Origin of the sequence: Prochlorococcus marinus CUG1438 (genome assembly GCA_017644325.1) — a bacterium.
Classification (GTDB): domain Bacteria; phylum Cyanobacteriota; class Cyanobacteriia; order PCC-6307; family Cyanobiaceae; genus Prochlorococcus_A; species Prochlorococcus_A marinus_AA.
The window spans coordinates 371,437-390,890 of the sequence record JAEPLS010000002.1 but is presented as its reverse complement, the minus strand read 5'-3'; the positions used below and the strand labels follow the sequence as shown (position 1 = coordinate 390,890).

General features: G+C 31.9%; 18 protein-coding genes. 9 read left to right on the top strand and 9 right to left on the bottom strand.

Translation table 11 applies throughout. The features are described from left to right. Nucleotides 1–10: 10 nt before the first annotated feature. Nucleotides 11–1,783 carry an ABC transporter ATP-binding protein gene (locus JJ847_08185; protein ID MBO6960864.1) on the top strand — a complete coding sequence of 591 codons (1,773 nt, stop codon included), beginning with the start codon at nt 11–13 and terminating at the stop codon, nt 1,781–1,783. Nucleotides 1,784–1,798: 15 nt separating this feature from the next. Here JJ847_08185 and JJ847_08180 read toward each other — a convergent pair whose 3' ends face one another. Next, nucleotides 1,799–2,356, bottom strand: a complete 558-nt coding sequence (locus JJ847_08180) for a photosystem II reaction center PsbP family protein (protein ID MBO6960863.1) — start codon at nt 2,354–2,356, stop codon at nt 1,799–1,801. A 103-nt stretch (nt 2,357–2,459) separates the two neighbouring features. Between JJ847_08180 and recR the strand changes: the two genes are divergently transcribed. Together recR and lipA are read left to right on the top strand one after the other, a co-directional pair. Further along, nucleotides 2,460–3,059: a recombination protein RecR gene (recR, locus tag JJ847_08175; GenBank protein MBO6960862.1), complete on the top strand. Its 600-nt coding sequence runs from the start codon at nt 2,460–2,462 to the stop codon at nt 3,057–3,059. Between the two features lie 3 nt (nt 3,060–3,062). Next, nucleotides 3,063–3,962, top strand: a complete 900-nt coding sequence (gene lipA / locus JJ847_08170) for a lipoyl synthase (GenBank protein ID MBO6960861.1) — start codon at nt 3,063–3,065, stop codon at nt 3,960–3,962. Between the two features lie 5 nt (nt 3,963–3,967). Here lipA and JJ847_08165 read toward each other — a convergent pair whose 3' ends face one another. Genes JJ847_08165 through lysA form a run of 6 tightly spaced genes read right to left on the bottom strand, consistent with a single transcriptional unit; the run spans nt 3,968 to nt 9,531 of the window. Beyond that, a complete protein-coding gene (locus JJ847_08165; protein MBO6960860.1) occupies nt 3,968–4,459 on the bottom strand; it encodes a hypothetical protein in 492 nt (163 codons plus the stop codon). A gap of 11 nt (nt 4,460–4,470) precedes the next feature. Next, entirely contained in the window at nt 4,471–5,403 is a 933-nt protein-coding gene (locus tag JJ847_08160) for a rhodanese-related sulfurtransferase (protein MBO6960859.1), read from the bottom strand. Next, a complete protein-coding gene (bioB, locus tag JJ847_08155; GenBank protein MBO6960858.1) occupies nt 5,400–6,407 on the bottom strand; it encodes a biotin synthase BioB in 1,008 nt (335 codons plus the stop codon). The genes JJ847_08160 and bioB overlap by 4 nt, the downstream gene beginning before the upstream one ends. Nucleotides 6,408–6,413: 6 nt before the next feature. Continuing rightward, nucleotides 6,414–7,217: an isoprenyl transferase gene (locus JJ847_08150; protein MBO6960857.1), complete on the bottom strand. Its 804-nt coding sequence runs from the start codon at nt 7,215–7,217 to the stop codon at nt 6,414–6,416. A 3-nt stretch (nt 7,218–7,220) separates the two neighbouring features. Then, nucleotides 7,221–8,129 (bottom strand): TIGR00159 family protein, encoded by a 909-nt coding sequence (locus JJ847_08145; GenBank protein ID MBO6960856.1) that lies wholly within the window; start codon nt 8,127–8,129, stop codon nt 7,221–7,223. 28 nt (nt 8,130–8,157) lie between these two features. Next, nucleotides 8,158–9,531 (bottom strand): diaminopimelate decarboxylase, encoded by a 1,374-nt coding sequence (gene lysA, locus JJ847_08140; GenBank protein MBO6960855.1) that lies wholly within the window; start codon nt 9,529–9,531, stop codon nt 8,158–8,160. A gap of 78 nt (nt 9,532–9,609) precedes the next feature. Between lysA and rimI the strand changes: the two genes are divergently transcribed. The 4 genes from rimI to JJ847_08120 all read left to right on the top strand — a co-directional run bounded on the left by rimI (nt 9,610) and on the right by JJ847_08120 (nt 14,778). Beyond that, nucleotides 9,610–10,089: a ribosomal protein S18-alanine N-acetyltransferase gene (rimI, locus tag JJ847_08135; protein MBO6960854.1), complete on the top strand. Its 480-nt coding sequence runs from the start codon at nt 9,610–9,612 to the stop codon at nt 10,087–10,089. A 141-nt stretch (nt 10,090–10,230) separates the two neighbouring features. After that, on the top strand, nt 10,231–12,765 hold the full coding sequence (locus JJ847_08130; protein MBO6960853.1) for an ATP-dependent Clp protease ATP-binding subunit: 2,535 nt from the start codon (nt 10,231–10,233) through the stop codon (nt 12,763–12,765). A 14-nt stretch (nt 12,766–12,779) separates the two neighbouring features. Then, the gene (locus tag JJ847_08125; GenBank protein ID MBO6960852.1) at nt 12,780–13,871 is read left to right on the top strand and encodes an iron-containing alcohol dehydrogenase family protein; all 1,092 of its coding nucleotides are present in this window, start codon (nt 12,780–12,782) and stop codon (nt 13,869–13,871) included. A gap of 7 nt (nt 13,872–13,878) precedes the next feature. Further along, nucleotides 13,879–14,778: an alpha/beta hydrolase gene (locus JJ847_08120; GenBank protein MBO6960851.1), complete on the top strand. Its 900-nt coding sequence runs from the start codon at nt 13,879–13,881 to the stop codon at nt 14,776–14,778. Between the two features lie 8 nt (nt 14,779–14,786). On the opposite strand, the gene JJ847_08115 is transcribed toward JJ847_08120, so the two are convergent. Together JJ847_08115 and JJ847_08110 are read right to left on the bottom strand one after the other, a co-directional pair. After that, nucleotides 14,787–15,644 (bottom strand): phosphatidate cytidylyltransferase, encoded by an 858-nt coding sequence (locus tag JJ847_08115; GenBank protein ID MBO6960850.1) that lies wholly within the window; start codon nt 15,642–15,644, stop codon nt 14,787–14,789. Nucleotides 15,645–15,659: 15 nt separating this feature from the next. Further along, nucleotides 15,660–17,051, bottom strand: a complete 1,392-nt coding sequence (locus JJ847_08110; protein ID MBO6960849.1) for an aminotransferase class I/II-fold pyridoxal phosphate-dependent enzyme — start codon at nt 17,049–17,051, stop codon at nt 15,660–15,662. Nucleotides 17,052–17,116: 65 nt separating this feature from the next. Between JJ847_08110 and JJ847_08105 the strand changes: the two genes are divergently transcribed. Then, nucleotides 17,117–18,772 carry an AarF/ABC1/UbiB kinase family protein gene (locus JJ847_08105; GenBank protein MBO6960848.1) on the top strand — a complete coding sequence of 552 codons (1,656 nt, stop codon included), beginning with the start codon at nt 17,117–17,119 and terminating at the stop codon, nt 18,770–18,772. A gap of 181 nt (nt 18,773–18,953) precedes the next feature. Then, the gene (locus JJ847_08100) at nt 18,954–19,448 is read left to right on the top strand and encodes a helix-turn-helix domain-containing protein (GenBank protein ID MBO6960847.1); all 495 of its coding nucleotides are present in this window, start codon (nt 18,954–18,956) and stop codon (nt 19,446–19,448) included. Nucleotides 19,449–19,454: the final 6 nt, after the last annotated feature.

The window sequence follows — 19,454 nt, the reverse complement described above, 5'->3', positions numbered from 1 at the left end:
TAGTATTTTTATGAGAACTAATAAAACGCAAAATCCAATAATTAGACTTTATTTAAATCTTATTGATGAAAGAAAATTACTATTTTTTGCTTTTTTTAGTTCCGTAATTAATAAAATATTAGATTTAGCTCCTCCTGTAATAATTGGTCTTGCGGTGGATATAGTCGTAAAAGAACAAAATTCATGGATCGCTGGTTTTGGTATAAAAGAAGTTTCAGCACAATTAATTTTCCTTGCATTTGCCTCAGGAATAGTTTGGTCTGGCGAATCTTCCTTTGAATATTTATATTCTGTTTTATGGAGAAATTTGGCTCAGCTTTCGCAACATAAATTGAGAATAAAAGCTTATGAGCATATACAAGAATTAGATATGGAATTTTTTGAAAGCGATAATACTGGAAGACTATTATCTATTTTAAATGATGATATAAATCAACTCGAGAGATTTCTAGATCAAGGTGCTAATCAGATTATTCAGTTATTTATAACTGTCTTGATAATAGGTGGCACGATGATTTTTGTTTCTCCAAAAATCGCTTTATTTGCTTTCTTTCCTATTCCAATTATATTTTTAGGATCAATTAAATTTCAAAGGAAGCTTGCTCCAAAATATAAAGATGTTAGAAATAAGGCTGGGCTGTTGGCATCAAGACTTAATAATAATTTAAGTGGAATTCTAACAATCAAAAGTTTTACTAAAGAAAAATGGGAACTAAATAGATTAAATAAACAAAGTCTGGATTATCAAAGAAGTAATAAGGCTGCAATAAAATTATCTTCTGCTTTTATCCCTCTTATAAGATTTGCAATTTTATTTGCTTTTATAGCGATTCTATTAATTGGAGGTTTCCAAACTTGGAATAAGACACTTGATGTAGGAACTTATAGTTTTTTAGTATTTATTACACAAAGACTATTGTGGCCTTTAACTACTTTGGGGCATGTTTTAGATGATTTTCAGAGATCTATGGCTTCGATAAATAGAGTAATTGATCTCATAGATACGCCTATAAAAATAAAAGATGGAAAAATAAAAATTGAACCTAAAGATATTAAAGGAGAAATTATTTTTAATAATATAAATTTTAATTATCCTGGACGAGATTTAACTTTAAAAAACATAAATTTTAAAATTGAAAATAACTCAACATTAGGAATTGTTGGTTTAACAGGTTCTGGGAAAAGTACAATAATCAAATTACTCCTTAGGATATATGATAGTAATAATGGGTTAATAACCTTGGATGGCATTTCTATTAAAGAAATAAATTTGAGGGATTTAAGAAAGTGTATTTCTTTAGTAAGTCAAGAAACTTATTTATTTCATGGCAGTGTACAAGAAAATATTGCTTATGGCTCAATCAACCCAAGTCTTAAAGATATTATTAAAGCTTCAAAGATTGCGGAAGCTCATGAATTTATTGAACAATTGCCAGATGGCTATAAAACTATAGTGGGGGAAAGGGGCCAAAGGCTCTCAGGCGGACAACGTCAAAGAATTGCCTTGGCGAGAGCTGTTTTAAAGGATGCACCAATATTAATATTAGATGAAGCTACAGCCTCAGTTGATAATGAAACAGAGGCTTTAATTCAAAAATCATTATCTAAAATCACCAAAGAAAGAACAACTATAGTAATAGCTCATAGATTAAGCACTATAAAAAATGCGGATAACATTGTTGTTATTCATAAAGGTAAAATAGTCGAAAGCGGAAAACATGAAAGACTATTAGATCAGAACAAAATATATGCTGATTTATGGAATGTTCAAGTAGGAATCTAGTACAGAATTTCTGAACTATATTAAAAAGTTAAATGATTCAATTACATTACTAAACATACCGTCAACTTTATTCCATCTCTCTTCATTTGTTCCCACAGCGAAAGTGTAAAGTGTTCCTCTATCAATTACGACAGTAGCCAATTCGTGTCTGGCCTGTTCATTTAAATTTAATTCATATTCTAAATCATAGAAAATATGATTGGATGCCTCCCTCTTATTGGCATTTATAAGTTTCACTTCTCTACCTGAACCCTTCGGAGCAATGACTTTATCGATTAATGTTTGACCTACTTCACTTGGACTTCCTAATTGCTCTAATTGAACCTCTTTATTTACATCAGAAATAACTAAACTTAAGGTTTCATTACTATTTATTAGATCATGATAAATAATTTCAGGTCCTCCATCGACTTTTACTCTAGTCCATCCTGTTGGATACAAAAAGGCATATCTTCCATCTGAACTTTGATAAGCTTCTAATCCCGCATTAAGTCCGCCACTACAAGCACTCAGTGTTAAACACAAAAAAATCAAAAATAAATATTTGAAAGGGTTAAATTTAATATTTTTCATTTTGTTTGAAATTACTAACTAAAAACATAATAAGACATTAAAAGCAAACAATTATGGCAATTCAGAATTTTGCGTCTAAATTATCCCTAGAAATAGTTTGATTTTGATTACTTATACCAAACCGCTTTCAAAATTAATTGGTCATTTTGAGAAATTCCCAGGGATTGGTCCAAGAACAGCGCAACGATTAGCCCTGTTTATTTTAAAACAACCTGAAAGTACAATAAGAGATTTTTCAAAGGCTCTTATAGAAGCGCATAGTAATGTTGGTCGTTGCAAAAAATGTTTCAATTTGACTTCAGAAGATGAGTGTGAAATTTGTAAAAATACTGAAAGAAATCAAAAACTAATCTGTGTAGTGGCAGAAACCAAAGATCTGCTTGCTTTGGAGCGCGCCAGAGAATTTAAAGGTGTTTACCACGTTATTGGTGGTTTAATATCCCCAATGGATTCTGTTGGACCCGAACTCTTAGAGATAAGAAGCTTGGTAGAGAGAGTTAGTAAGTCTGAAATAGATGAGATCATATTGGCATTGCCCCCCAGTGTTGAGGGAGATACAACAAGTCTTTATATTGGGAAATTGTTAGCCTCTTTTACTAAAGTTACGAGGATTGCATATGGCCTCCCAATGGGTAGTGAACTTGAATATGTGGATGAAGTTACACTTGCAAGGGCGTTAGAGGGAAGAACAAAACTAAATTAGACAATGAGAGACAATAATCTAATCAAGAAAGAAAAAATCTTAAGACTTCCCTCTTGGATTAAATTTCCTATTAGTAAAGCTTCAGAATCCGAAAAAATACAAACGCTCATCAAAAAATCAAATATTCATACTATTTGTGAAGAAGCAAGATGTCCAAATAGAGCAGAATGTTATGCCTCAGGAACAGCCACTTTCTTACTGGGCGGATCGATATGTTCTCGTTCATGTGCTTTTTGTCAGGTAAATAAAGGTAGACCTAGTTCTATCAATATTGATGAATGTACTCAAGTCGCTGAAGCAGTGAAAGTACTAAATTTGAAATATGTTGTTTTGACATCTGTAGCTAGAGACGATCTCCCTGATCATGGTGCAAATTTATTTATATCAACAATTGATGAGATTAGAAAAATTGATTCAACAATAAAAATAGAGGTTTTAACTCCTGATTTATGGGGTGGAGGCAAAAATTTTTATGAAACTAATAACCTTCAGACTGAGAGATTGAAGATGATTTTAGAAAAAGATCCAATATGCTTTAATCATAATCTTGAAACTGTTGAAAGACTTCAAAAAGAAGTTAGAAGGGGTGCGAATTACAAAAAATCCCTTACCTTGCTAAAAAAGTCAAAAGATATTGCTCCTCATATTCAAACCAAATCAGGCATTATGTTAGGTCTTGGGGAAACATTGGATGAAATAAAAAATACAATTTATGATCTTAAAAAAATAGATTGTGATCAAATTACAATTGGCCAATATTTAAGGCCCTCATTAAATCATTTGGCAGTTGAGAAATATTGGGATCCATCAGAGTTTGAATATTTATATCGCTTCTCTAAGGAATTAGGATTCAAAAAAGTATCTTCTGGCCCATTAGTTAGAAGTAGTTATCATGCGGGTTAACTTTCTTAAATTAAAGACAGTTTTTTTTCAATTTTTTTCAATATGGAAATACATTCCCCGTTCATGAGTGTACCTGCACCTCCCCAAACCAATCTTAATAAAAGATCTAATGGGCTAGAACCAACTTCTTTTACAATTTTGAATCCTATTAATTTGAAATATCTTACAAGTTTTTTACTATATCCTTCACTATCAAAAATAGCTAAAAGTCTTACTTTGTTGCTTGATTTTTTTTCAATTGCCCAAGCCATAGTTGTTGCCCATATTAATTCCGAAACAAAAACAGGCGCTTTACTAAGGATTCTTAATGTATCAAGTTGAATACCTTTTTTATTTAGATAAGTCCAACCTTTCATTTCGGCCCAAATCTTAATTATGTTATCTTTCTGTTCTGCTATAACGATTCTAAAGAAACATAATCCGAGAGTTTCTCTAACTTGAATTTTAATTAATAATCCAATGGTTCCTGCTAACTTTTCCAATTCTTCAACTTTCATGATTTTGAAAATTAGTCCTTATAGATTTTATGATTTTCCACTTTTAATCTATCAATTTGTTTTTGTCTTTCTTCAAATCTTTTTCTATCATCATCACTAAATTGGTCTATGCAGAAATGACATTGGATACCCTTTCTATATTCTTTTCTTTCTTGATCTAGAATTGAAACTGGCATTCCGCATGCATGACAAATTGAGTAGGAGCCTTTTTCTAATTCTTGATCTAAAGCAACTCTTTTATCAAAAACATAACATTCACCTTCAAATAAGTTTTCTTCTTTTGGTATATCATCAAGGTATTGAAGGATGCCCCCTTGAAGATGATAAATATTTTTATAACCTTTCTTTTTCAACAAACTAGTAGCTTTTTCACATCTGATACCTCCAGTACAAAACATTGCTATATTTGTAGATTGTTTATTTTCTAAATAATTATCTAAATGATCATCAACCCATCCGGGGAATTCACTAAAGTTTCTTGTATTTGGATTTATAGAATTCTGAAATGTTCCTATAGAAACTTCGTAATGATTTCTAGTATCAATGACAATTGTATTTTTATTTTTAATTAACTTATTCCAATCAGTTGAATCAATATAAGTCCCATTATCTTGTGAAGGGTTTATTCCATTGATGCCCATCGTAACTATTTCTTTTTTGATTTTTATTTTTAATTTTTTGAATACCTTTTTTTTTGAAAAGTTTACTTTGATATTCAAATTTCTATTATCTGTATATTTGCTAAGTAAATTGATAACTATATCAATCACATTTTTCTCAGCACAAATAGTTCCATTAATACCCTCACCTGCAAAAATTAATAATCCTGAAAGATCGTTATCATTTTCGATTTCTAATAATTTATTTTTGAGATCAAGAATAAAATTTTCTTGAAATGGAAAAAAAGAATAAAGAGAAACTATTTTATAATTTTTGCCTTTCATAGAGAAGATAATGTTCTTTCAGAAGTCTCAAAATCTTTGTTAAATGATACTCCAACCTCCTTAAGAAGTTTTCTATCTGATTGAAAAGATGGATTAGAAGTTGTGAGTAACTCATCTCCGTAAAAAATTGAATTTGCCCCGCATTGAAAACATAAAATTTGGGCCTCTTTTGATAGCTTTTCTCGTCCTGCACTTAATCTTATTTTGCTTTTAGGCATAAGAATTCTTGCTGTAGCTATCATCCTTATCATCTCAATAGAGTCGATTTCTTGATTATCTTCTAAACCAGTACCTTCAATAGCTACTAATGAATTTATAGGGACACTTTCAGGGTGCGGATTCATGTTTGAAAGCACTTTCAAAAGAGATGCTCTATCGCTATTGGTTTCACCCAAACCTATAATTCCTCCACAACAAACATTTATTCCTGCATTCCTTACTCTTTTGATGGTATCTAGTCTGTCTTGATAAGTTCTAGTTGTAATAATATTTTTATAGTGCTCAGGACTAGTATCAAGATTGTGGTTATACGCGGTCAAACCTGCATCGGCGAGTCTTGAAGCTTGTTCTTCTGTAAGCATTCCAGCAGTAACGCATGCTTCCATTCCTAAATCTCTTACACCGCTAACCATTTTTAACATTGCATCAAAAGATTTCCCATCTCTAATCTCTCTCCATGCCCAACCCATACAAAATCTATCTGCACCCTCTTTTTTCGCAGTTTGAGCTCTTGCTAAAACCTCTTCAACTTGTAACTGTGGGTGACTTTTGATTTCGCTAGCACTATAAATTGATTGGCTACAGTATGAGCAATTTTCCTCGCATCCACCAGTTTTTACGCTGAACAATGATGCTAATTGAACTTTATAGTTATTAAATTTTCTATGAACTATTTGTGATTCCCACATTAAATCAATCAGAGGCATATTAAGTATTTCCAATATCTCCTCTTTTTCCCAATCGAACCTAATTTTACTATTAAAATGATTATCCAAATTAGTCATTTTTTGTTAGGAAGAAAATTGAGAATCTTCAAAAGATTCATTTGGTAATGATTCTATACCGCCGAAACGTCTATTCCTTGATTGGTAATCAATTATTGCTTTCAGAAATTCGAACTCATTGAAGTCAGGCCATAGAACGTCAGATATATAAATTTCTGAATAAGCTAACTGCCATAAAAGAAAATTACTAATCCTTTTCTCTCCACTAGTTCTTATTAGTAATTCTGGATCCTTAATACCCTTAGTTAATAGCTTCGAATTAAATAATTCTTCATTAACTTCACTTGGTTTTATTTCTCCAGAAGAAGATTTTAATACTAGTTCTTTTGCAACTTTTACTATTTCTTGTCTTCCTCCGTAGTTAACACAAACATTTAATAAAAAAGAACTATTATTAATTGTTAGAGATTCTGAACTGTAGATTATTTCTTTTAAAGTCTTTGGGAAAGGGGTTATATCTCCTATGAATTTAATTTTTATAGATTCTTGATGGATTTCTTCTATTTCGTTTCTCAAAACTTCGCTAAAAAGATTTATGAGAAAGTTAACTTCTTTTGTTGGCCGTGTCCAATTTTCAGTCGAAAAAGCATAAACAGTAAGTACCTTACAACCTAACTTTTTAGATGCCTTAATAATCTCTTTTAGTACGCTAACACCTTTGTTGTGTCCAAATGAACGAGGTAAACCTCTTTTGGTGGCCCATCTCCCATTCCCGTCCATAATTATTGCTACATGTTCTGGAACTTTCTGCTTATCTATCCTTCTAGATAAGTCATTATTTGTCTTGTCAATTATTTTTCCTAAGCTCATTAGTTAATCCTTTTTGTTAATAATGATTTCTGATTTATTGGAATCTTTTTCATTCATATTACTGATAGTATTATCACTTGAAATTGTCTTTTGGGATAAAGTATTTTTACTTAACGCTGATTTACTTGTTCCTATGGTGTTTTGATTACCAATCAAATTCACAAGAAGTTCTTGCAATCTACTACTGGTAATTGGTCTTTCAAGTTTTCCTTGGTTCGCTAAGGATAACGTACCTGTCTCTTCAGAAACAACAATACAAATACACCTGTCAAATCTTTCTGTAATTCCTAATGCTGCTAAATGTCTTGTACCGTATCTACTAATTCCTTGCCTTGAGAGAGGAAGTATTACGCCGGCAGATATTATTTTGTTACCTTTAACAAGAACTGCTCCATCATGTAATGGGGTATCTGTTGCAAAAAGATTTATTAGAAGGTCAGTTGATAATTGTGCTTCAATATTTGTTCCTGAATATAGAAAATCTTCAGGTCTCAAGTCACTGCCCAAATCAACAACTATTAATGCCCCTCTCCTGTTTTGAGAAAGTTTACCGGCAGTATCAACTAATTGAGTAATAGTTGTTGAAGTGGCTCTAAATTCTTTTGGTGGATTTCCTAGTAATACAGCTAGCCTACCAGTGCCTAATAATTCCATTAATCTCCGTAGTTCTCCTTGCCAAAGAATTGCTAAGGAAAGAGAACAAGCGAGAACTACAGCATCAATTAATTTTGATGTTAAAGGAAGATAGGCATATCTTTGTATGAACCAGGCGGTTGAAACTAAAAACAAATATCCCCTCAAGAGCCATAACGTTCTCTGTTCTTTTACTCTAGAAAATAACAAAAGACCAAAGCCGAGAGCAAATAAGACATCTAATAAAAACTTTAAATTTATAAACCCCCAGAAATTCACATTAAAAACAAAATTAATTTAAATGTACCTAATTTTGTTTAATAAAGCGATCCGGTAATACATCATATTTCAATAGATCTAATGGACTTTCTCTTTTTTGAATAATCTCTGCTTCCCCATCACAAACTAAGAGAGCAGCAGGTCTAGGAATCCTATTGTAATTAGAACTCATTGAATTATTGTAGGCACCAGTTCCAAAAACACAGATAAGATCACCTGTTTTGCAATTTGCTAATTCTATTTCTTTAAATAGTACATCTCCTGATTCGCAATGCTTACCAGCAATAGTATATTTATTTTTGGAGTTAATATTCAATGGATTACTTACTAAACATGCGGAGTAATTTGATTGATATGTTATTGGTCTTGGATTATCACTCATCCCGCCATCAACAGATAAATATGTTCTGATCCCAGGAATTTTTTTAAATGCTCCAATTTTGTAAATCGTAATACCTGCTGTAGATACTATAGATCTACCAGGCTCACACATTAAAGTAGGAAGATCCAAGTTGTTTTTTTTGCAAGCCTCAACAACAGAAGATGAAATTGTTTTGACCCATTCATCAATTGAAGGTGGATCATCACTTTCTGTATATTTGATACCTAAACCTCCCCCCACATTAAGTTCCTCAATATTGTGGCCAAACTTTCTGGCTTCTAAAATGACATTTACCATTATTTCACCAAGATCCTCATGAGGTTCTAATTCAAAAATCTGGGAACCAATATGAGCATGTAATCCTTTTAACTTTAGATGTTTAGCATCTTTGATGCTGGCAAATAAAACATTCAAATATTCAATTCCAAAACCAAATTTGCTGTCAAAGGATCCTGTCCTTATATACTCATGTGTGTGACATTCTATGCCAGGAGTAAAGCGAATCATTATTTCTAATTGATGATTTAATGAATTTGAAATTTCCTCTAATCTTTTTAAATCATAGTCATTATCTACAATTACTTTAATATTATTTTTTACCGCGAACTCTATTTCTTTATCTGATTTATTGTTTCCATGAAAAACAATTTTTTCATTTGGAACCCCACCTTTTAGAGCCGTTAATAATTCCCCTTCAGAAACAGCATCAAGTCCTAAACCTTCTGAGGAAACAAGATTACTCATGAAGATAGAACTATTAGCCTTTGAAGCGTATATGGGTAGTGAATTGCCTGGGTAATATTTTTCTAGGGCTTTTTTATACGCTCTACAAGAATTTCTTAGTGTGATTTCATCCAAAATGTAAAGTGGAGAATCATATTTTTTTACTAACTCTTCAATAGAACATCCACCAACTGATAATTTCCCATCACTTCCAATTGATGTAGTTATCGGAACTATATTTTTATTTGGACTTTTAGAGTCTATCTTGTTTTTTAAGAAGGATTTTTTTTCTTCCATGGGAATTACAAAGGGGTTAAAACTGCCATATTTTATAATGACTTTAATTTAAATATTTAAGTATTTGTCTACTATAAAATGATATCTATTAAACAAATAAATGAGAAAGATGTTGACTTATGTTATGAATTAGATTCAAATACGATTTCATTGTGGAACAAAAAACAATGGGCTAACGAATTTAAAAAAGAGGGTACAAAAGTCTTTGGATTGTCATTTGGAAATCAATTAGTAGGAATTTGTGTTCTTCAAGTTGTTCTGGATGAGGCACAAATTAATTATTTTTCAGTATTGAATGATTTTAGAAATAAAGGTTTTGGATCTGATCTTATGAGCTACTTAATAGAGTTATGCGAAAAAATAAATGTAAAAAAATTAATATTAGAAGTCTCTAAGAGCAATTTTTCTGCTGAAAAATTTTATAGTCGGTTTGATTTTTTTACCGTGGGAATAAGAAAAAATTATTATAGAGATGGTTCAGATGCTCTTTTAAAAGAAAAAAAATTAACAGCAAAAGGATTTATAAATACATATTGTGCGGATAACCAGAATGCTTGAAATTACTATAATTTACTGCTATACCACCAAAAAAGTTGGGTTTAAATAAATAAATTACCTTTTTGGGTATTCACAAAAGCTCATTCTGAACACAAAATTGACATATTACTGGTAGGTTATTAGTAGGAATTCGGTCTTCTAATGTTCGAAAGATTTACAGAAAAGGCTATTAAGGTCATAATGCTTGCCCAAGAGGAAGCTAGAAGACTTGGCCATAATTTCGTTGGAACAGAACAAATTCTCCTAGGCTTAATTGGAGAAGGGACTGGTGTTGCAGCAAAGGTCCTTAAATCACTAGGTGTTAACTTAAAAGACTCAAGAATTGAAGTAGAAAAAATAATTGGAAGAGGTTCGGGTTTTGTCGCTGTCGAAATACCTTTCACACCAAGGGCTAAAAGGGTTTTAGAATTATCTCTTGAAGAAGCTCGTCAACTAGGTCACAACTATATCGGAACTGAGCATCTATTATTAGGACTAATCAGAGAAGGTGAAGGTGTAGCTGCTAGAGTCCTTGAGAATCTGAGTATTGATCTCACAAAAGTAAGAACACAAGTTATCAGAATGTTAGGCGAAACAGCTGATGTTGGCAGTGGAGCGAATTCAAGTAAAGGAAATCAAAAAACAGCTACCCTTGATGAATTTGGAACAAACTTAACAAAGTTAGCTAGTGAATCAAAATTAGATCCAGTAGTTGGCCGTCATTCAGAAATTGATCGGGTAGTCCAAATATTAGGAAGAAGGACAAAAAATAATCCTGTACTCATCGGAGAGCCAGGTGTTGGTAAAACAGCAATTGCAGAAGGTTTAGCTCAAAGAATACAGTTAGGTGATATCCCTGATATTCTTGAAGATAAGAGAGTTTTAACTCTTGACATAGGACTTTTGGTAGCAGGAACAAAATATAGGGGTGAATTCGAAGAAAGACTAAAAAAAATAATGGAAGAAATTAAATCTGCAGGTAATGTGATTCTTGTTATTGACGAAGTGCATACTTTAATTGGTGCCGGAGCGGCTGAAGGAGCTATAGACGCTGCAAATATTTTAAAGCCAGCTTTAGCCAGAGGAGAACTTCAATGTATTGGAGCAACAACACTTGATGAATATAGAAAACATATTGAAAGAGATGCCGCCCTTGAAAGAAGATTCCAACCTGTCATGGTTGGTGAGCCTTCTATTGAAGATACAATTGAAATTTTAAAAGGTCTTAGAGAACGTTACGAACAACATCATCGCCTTAAAATCACTGATGATGCTTTAGAAGCAGCGGCTCATCTCGGTGATCGTTACATTTCTGATAGATTTTTACCAGATAAGGCTATAGATCTTATTGATGAGGCAGGTAGCAGAGTTCGTTTAATTAATTCTAAACTCCCCCCTGAAGCTAAACAAATAGATAAAGAATTAAGGCAAATTCAAAAACAAAAAGAAGAATCTGTAAGAGACCAAAACTTTGATCAGGCTGGACAATTAAGAGAAAAAGAGATGGAATTATCAGCGAAAATAAAAGAAGTACTTGAAAGTAAAAAAGAATCGACAAGTGAAGAAAAATCTAATTCTGATACTAATGCTGACTTAACTAAAAATGATTCAAAATTTTTATCAAGCCCCCTTGTATGTGAAGAAGATGTAGCACACATCGTTGCATCATGGACAGGTGTGCCTGTTCAGAAATTAACAGAAACTGAATCAGTCAAGCTTCTTAATATGGAGGAGACACTTCACCAACGACTAATAGGGCAAGACGAGGCTGTAAAGGCTGTTTCAAGAGCCATTCGAAGAGCTAGGGTTGGACTAAAAAATCCTAACAGGCCTATTGCAAGTTTTATCTTTTCAGGTCCTACTGGTGTAGGAAAAACTGAGTTGACTAAGTCATTAGCTTCATATTTCTTTGGCAGTGAGGAGGCAATGATTAGACTTGATATGTCAGAATTCATGGAAAGACATACTGTTAGTAAACTTATAGGCTCTCCTCCAGGTTATGTTGGTTTTAATGAAGGTGGCCAGCTTACTGAGGCTGTTAGAAGACGTCCATATACTGTTGTCCTTTTTGATGAAGTAGAGAAGGCTCATCCAGATGTATTCAATCTATTATTGCAACTACTAGAAGATGGTAGATTAACAGATTCCAAGGGTAGAACTGTTGACTTTAAAAATACTTTGTTAATTATGACATCTAATATTGGCTCTAAAGTTATCGAAAAAGGAGGAGGTGGTTTAGGCTTTGAGTTTTCTGGTAATTCTGTTGAAGATAGTCAATACAATAGAATAAAATCACTCGTTAATGAAGAACTAAAGCAATACTTTAGACCTGAATTTTTAAATAGACTTGATGAGATAATTGTATTCAGGCAACTAAATAAAAATGAGGTTAAAGAAATTGCTGATATAATGTTACAAGAAGTTTTTGCCAGATTACAAGATAAAGGTATTAAGTTAAATGTAACCGATGCTTTTAAAGAAAGACTTGTAGAAGAGGGCTATAATCCTTCTTACGGCGCAAGACCGTTGAGAAGAGCTGTTATGCGTTTACTAGAAGATAGTTTGGCTGAAGAAGTTCTTTCTGGAAGAATAAAAGATGGTGATAAGGCTTTAGTTGATATAGATGATAATAAAAAAGTTACAATTAATATCTCCAACGAAGAGTCTTCACAGGAGTTGGCAAGTGCTAACTTTTAATAATTAGCTTAAATATGCAGTCAATCTCTCCAGAAATCATATTCAGGGGGAATGATGCTTGGGAGAAAGCTTTACCTCACATTTCTTCATTCTCTAAAGCCCCTTTGATTTTAGGGAGAAGCTCCTCTACCCAAAAACTGAGAAACAAAATTTTTAGTGATTTAGAAAATAAAAAACTTAAACCTGGGACTGCTTGTCTACATTTTGATTGTTGTTATGAAGATATCTCAAGAGTTAAAAATATAGTTTTAAAAAATAAACATGATTCTGTGATAGCAGCGGGTGGGGGAAAAGTTCTTGATTCTGGAAAATACATCGCAGAGAGTCTTGATATTCCATCTATTACAGTGCCTCTTAGTGCATCTACATGCGCAGGCTGGACTGCTTTATCAAACATATATACAAAAAATGGCCAATTCATCAAGGATGTTGCTTTAAGTGCTTGTCCAAAAGTTCTGGTATTTGATCATAAATTTATTCAAACAGCCCCATCAAGAACGCTTGCAAGTGGCATAGCAGATGCTTTGGCAAAATGGTATGAATCCTCAATAACTAGTTCAACAATTAATGATGGCCTTGTTCAACAAGCGATTCAAATATCTAGAGTTCTGAGAGATCAACTACTTATAGATGGAGAAAAAGCATTTAAAGATGAAATAAAAAATAATTATTCTTGGAGTAATACAATTGAAGCTTGTGGACTTACTGCAGGACTAGTTGGAGGAATTGGTGGAGAAAAATGTAGGACAGCTGCGGCACATGCTCTTCATAATGCAATTACTCAGATAATTACTCCTAATAAATTCTTTCATGGAGAGATTGTTGGAGTCGGTTTATTATTGCAACTAAAACTTGAAGAAATGAAAAATAATAATAAATTAGCTAATCAATCAATTAAACAATTGCTGAAGCTAATGGAAGTTTTGCATTTACCAACTACTATTGCACAATTAGGCATAAATGTTTTTGAAAACAACAATTTAGAGAAAATTGCTGATTTCACTTGTAGAGATAAATCCGAGATTCACTTCTTGCCCTTTGATATTAGTAAAAAGGATATTGTTCAGGTAATTGCTACTTTTGAAAAACCAAAGATCAAAATATAGTAAGTTTTTGACTAAAACTGATTTTGAAAAATTTAGTGATTTGAACATTGCTTTTTTTGATAATGCCAAATTGTCTCTATTGGATCCATTAGGTATTAATTTGGCAAATGATGTAAAGTGGATAAAACTTGGTGAAAATTGGAACTCTCTTAAATTCCCTGTTGTCATCGGAGGAGAAGGCGAACCTATCCTTTTACTACATGGTTTTGATAGTAGTTTTCTAGAGTTTAGGAGAATATATAAATCTTTAAAAAAGAATTTCAAGGTTATAATTCCTGACTTACTAGGTTTTGGTTTTAGTCCTAGATGCGCTTCAAATGAATACAATCCTTCCAAAATAATTTCATATTTAGTTGATATACTTGAGACTCTTCAAATTACTAATAATCTCAAAATTATTGGAGCCTCTATGGGAGGATCAACAGCTCTACAACTTGCTTTTGACATTCCGAATTCTATTGAAAAAATTATTCTTTTATCTCCTGCCGGTTTGTTTGGAAAACCAAAGAATATTCCTTTCCCTCTTAACCAAATTGGGGCCTCATTTCTAGGATTGCCGCAAGTTAGAAGAAGTCTTTGTAGGCAAGCATTTGCTTATCCAGATGAATGTGTTGGTGCAATGGAAGAGCAAATTGCTTCAATTCATTTAGGTTGTAGGGGATGGAGGAATTCACTTGCATCATTTGCAAAAAGTGGAGGTTTTGCCGGCACTAATAATTACATTCAAAATATCCCAATTAAAACTATTTGCGGAGAAAATGACCGTATTCTTGGTAAAAAAGAGATTAAAAATATAAAAAAAATTAAAAAATTAAATTTTGTAGGTTTGCAAAATTGTGGGCATCTTCCACATATTGATTTACCCTCATTGTCCAGTAAAATAATTCAAGATTATTTTTGTAATTAAGTGATTTCTTAATTAAGATACTTGAGAATTATAAAGATGTAATATAAAACAGATGGAGTAAAGATGTAGCTGTCAATTCGATCAAGAATACCTCCATGTCCTGGTAAAAAAGTTCCCGAATCTTTTATTTTTGCGTCTCTTTTCATCATTGATTCAATTAAATCTCCAACTAATGCCATAAGAGAAATTAAAATTCCATATAAGATTCCAAACATTAATGGATTCTCCCAATTAAGTAAAAATGCAAAGAAAATTGCAAGTAAAATTGAGCAAGCTATTCCACCAATTAAACCCTCTATCGTCTTGCTTGGAGAGATTGGAGACAGGGATCTTTTGCCAAATGACTTCCCAATAAAATAAGATCCAATATCACTAGCAACAATTAAAAAACAAGAAGTTAAAGTTAAATGAAGTCCTCTAGTATTTGACAAACTTTCAAGAGAAATAAAATTTTGATTTGAACTTAATACAACTGATTCTAATCCTCTTAACTTAATCCAGTAGCTGGGTAGGAAACCCAAATAAAATAAACCAAAAATTGAGGCTGCGATATCTGAAATCGTTCCAGATTTTGGTTGTAAAAGTAACCATGTGCATATTCCAACTGAACAGACAGGTAAAATTGAATTTGATATCTCACCTTCAAGCAAACCTATGGTCTCAAGATAAGTAGTAACTATAATTACTAAGCATGAAAATAATGTAGTTTTTGTTGCTGGTTTTATCCCTTTAAATTCAGCCATACGAAAAAACTCTAATAATGCTAAATAAGTAAGTAATGCAATTGCTAATGTAAAAAACCATCCTCCCAGTAAAACAACAATTAAACCAAAAATTCCTATAAGTAATCCGCTTCTTAATCTCATATCAGATTTCTAAGTTTAGATAACTCCTATATTAAAATCTACCAGATCTTTATTATATGCACTTTGATTTTTTATCCAGTTAAACCTATCAAGGTCTATCCTTTCTCCAGGAACTAGTAGAGGTATCCCCGGAGGATAAGGACAAATAATATCTCCAGAAATTTTATTTAATGACTGTGAGAAAGGAATACTTTGAGTTTTACTTCTCCAAGCAATGCCAATTTCAATCTCTGGTTTCTGAACTAACTTGAAGGGAGATTGCAACACTTTAATATTTTTTGTTCTTTTGGAATGTAATAGTAATCTATTCCATAACTTTTCAAATAAATTAACAAAATCATTTTGAATTGCAAATCCTAAGCAAAAAGTGAGGGATGTCATTTCTGGCAATTCAGCAATAAGGCCATTTTTATAAAAAAAATTGTCAGCTGTGAAACCATCAATACCAACCTTAGATGTATTTAATATTATTTTTAAAGGATCTTGGGTTTCAATAAGAGGGATATTCTTGTTAATTAATTTCTTGTAGATACTTTTTGCTTCTAAAATTCTTTTTTGATATTTTGATAAACTTTTTTTGTTAAGCCAGTCTTTTATAGATTCTTCACAAGAAGAAAGTAATAAGGAACTTGGACTGGTAGTTTGAAGCAAATTTATACTTTTAATTAAATTTTGCTCATTAACTAGATCTCCCTTGTACCACAGCACCGCTGTTTGAGTTAATCCGTTAAGAGACTTATGTAATGAGTGGATGACTAAATCAGCGTTAGATAATAAAGCAGATTTTGGTAAATCAAGATTTTTACAAAAAAGAAAATAAGAACCATGGGCTTCGTCAACCAAAACAGGTAATTTTTTTTGATGACAAAGATCTATTAATGGTTCTAGATCTCCTGCATAACCATGATAAGAGGGACTTACAAGAATAACTCCTACAACTTTTTCCTCATTAAAATTAATTTTTTTAAAAATATTTTTCAACCAATTCTTAGTTATTGGTTTGTGATGACCTGTTTCTGAAGAAAATTCCAGGTCAAAGAATATTGGAATTATGTTTTGCATCGCACAAGTTTTTATGACACTTATATGAACATTTCTAGGCATTAAAATAGCTTCTCCTGGATTCGCCATAGCAATCAAAGCAGATTGTATTAACCCCGAGGCTCCATTAACTCCAAAAAAGCATCCTTTCACCATAAACTTTTCAGAGAATTCTCTTTGTGATTTGGCAATTAATCCGCTTTTGGATAATGGTGAGCCTATTTCTGGTAGTTCAGGTAAGTCCCAATGACCAGGTGGATTATTAAGTAATTTTACTAATTTCCTGGGTAACGCCTCTCCCCTATTATGCGCGGGAAAGAAAAGTGACTTTAAAAACTTTTTAGTTAGAAAAGATGAAATGCTCATAAAGTATTATCGACAGATATAGAATGTGTTTGATTAGACCCTTTTTTGATATTTTTTAAACTTTAATGACGAGTCCTTATACAAAATATTCAGCAACAGGAAACTTAATTTGGTTGATTTTGAGACCATGGATTTTTATACCAAGAGCTTTATATATCCTTTTAACTATTTTTTTTCTTTTTTTAAGAATACTTTTTCAAGGTAACAGTAAAAATAAAAATGTACAGAAAAATCTCTCAAAATATCTTTTCGATGTAATAACAAATTTAGGGCCATGTTTTATAAAATTAGGACAGGCGCTTTCAACTAGGCCGGATCTTGTTAGACAAGATTGGCTTGCAGAGCTAACCAATTTACAGGATAATCTCCCACCCTTTGAACACAAAATTGCTTTAAAAATAATCGAGGAGGAACTTGGAGCTCCAGCTAATAAATTATTTGATGTGTTCCCAGATAGCCCTATTGCGTCAGCGAGCTTAGGTCAAGTCTATAAAGCCAAAAAAGATAATAATTATCTGGCTGTAAAAGTACAGAGACCCAATTTGTATTTTCTAATAAGACGAGATGTAGTGATCTTAAGGTTTTTAGCAACTTTTCTATCCCCATTTTTGCCATTAAATATTGGGGTTGGAATTGGAGAAATTATAGACGAATTTGGTAAGGCTCTTTTTGATGAAATTGATTATGAAAAAGAGGGTGAAAATGCTTTGAAGTTTGCAGGTTTTTTCAAGGAAAATCCTAACGTTTTTATACCTAAATTTGAAAAAAAGTTTTCATCTAAAAGGATTATTACAACCTCTTGGATTGATGGAGTCAAGTTAAGAGATCGGGCTTTGTTGGAGCAAAACAACTTAATACCTTCCTCTTTTATAAAAACTTGTGTAATTAGTGGCTTACAGCAATTATTTGAATATGGATATTTTCATGCAGATCCACATCCTGGAAATATGTTTGCGCTGAAGGGGGGGGATTCAGACTGTGGGAATTTAGCTTATGTTGATTTCGGAATGATGGATGAAATCACAAACTCAGATAGACTTACTCTTATAAAGGCAATTGTTCACATAATAAATGAAGAATATTACCTTCTAGCACAAGATTTTCAGAGGTTAGGTTTTTTAACCAAAGATCAAGACCTTCAAAAACTTGTCACACCATTAAAAGAAGTTCTAGGTGATTCCTTAAGTGCTGAGGTTGGTAATTTTAATCTTAAAAACGTAACTGATAAGTTTTCAAAACTTATGTACTCTTATCCATTTAGAGTGCCTAGTAGGTTTGCCTTAATAATAAGAGCTGTTGTTAGTCAAGAGGGTTTGGCACTAAGACTAGATCCTGAATTTAAAATTTTAAAAATAGCCTATCCTTACATTGCAAAAAAACTTCTTACCGATAATTCTGAGGAAATTTTAGAAATACTTTTAGAAGTTGTTTTTGATAATGAAGGCCGAATTCAAATAGAGAAGGTTGAAAGCTTATTAAATATTTTATTTAAGGATTCTGAGAATATTAATTCTGATCTTATACCAGTAGCCAATGCTGGACTAAAATTATTTATTAGTAAACAAGGATCAGAAGTTCGAAAGAATCTTCTTTTAAGCCTTATCAAAGATGACAAATTAGAACTTAGTGATGCAAAAAAACTTATTATTTTAATTAGAGATACATTTAGCCCTTTAAATATTGCCAAAAGCGCGGTTCAAAATATTATTACTTCAGTTTAGCTTTTTATTTATTTCAGGTAATTAACTAATTATTTTTAATTTGTTAATTGATTTAAATTAAACAAAGATCTTATTTTAAAAAAATGAGAAGCCGTATAATTCAATTTTTTAATATTCCACTTGATGAACTTATTGAAGGTGAGGAGACATTAACATTTAACAAAAAGTTTGAGCAAGTATTATGGATATTTTGAGAAGTATATTTTTGTTTAATAAAAAAGTTGAAAATAAGAAACATTTGGATCAAGAGGAATTTGATAATTATGGAGAAATTGCGAAGTTAGTGAAAGAGGCAAGAATAAAACAAAAACTAACTATACAAGAATTGTCATTTATTTCAAAAATTCCTATACAAACAATAGATTCTATTGAAAATAATAATGAAAATATCAGGCCAAATCATCCATTCATAAGATCTATATTAATTAAATTGGAGGAATGTTTAGAATTTAAAAAAAATACATTACTTGAATTATCAACTAGAAAAAGAGAAACTTTTAAGAGAGAAAAAAGGGATTTTCTTTTCAGCAAATTTGACCTTATAAATACCTGGCAGGGAACATTTTTGTATTTTTTTATATTAGTTCTAACTATTTTTGTGTTAAAGAGATACTTTATTTTAAATGTGAATGTTATTGAGATTCAAAATATTGAAAATAAGATTATTGATCAATAAGCTTCT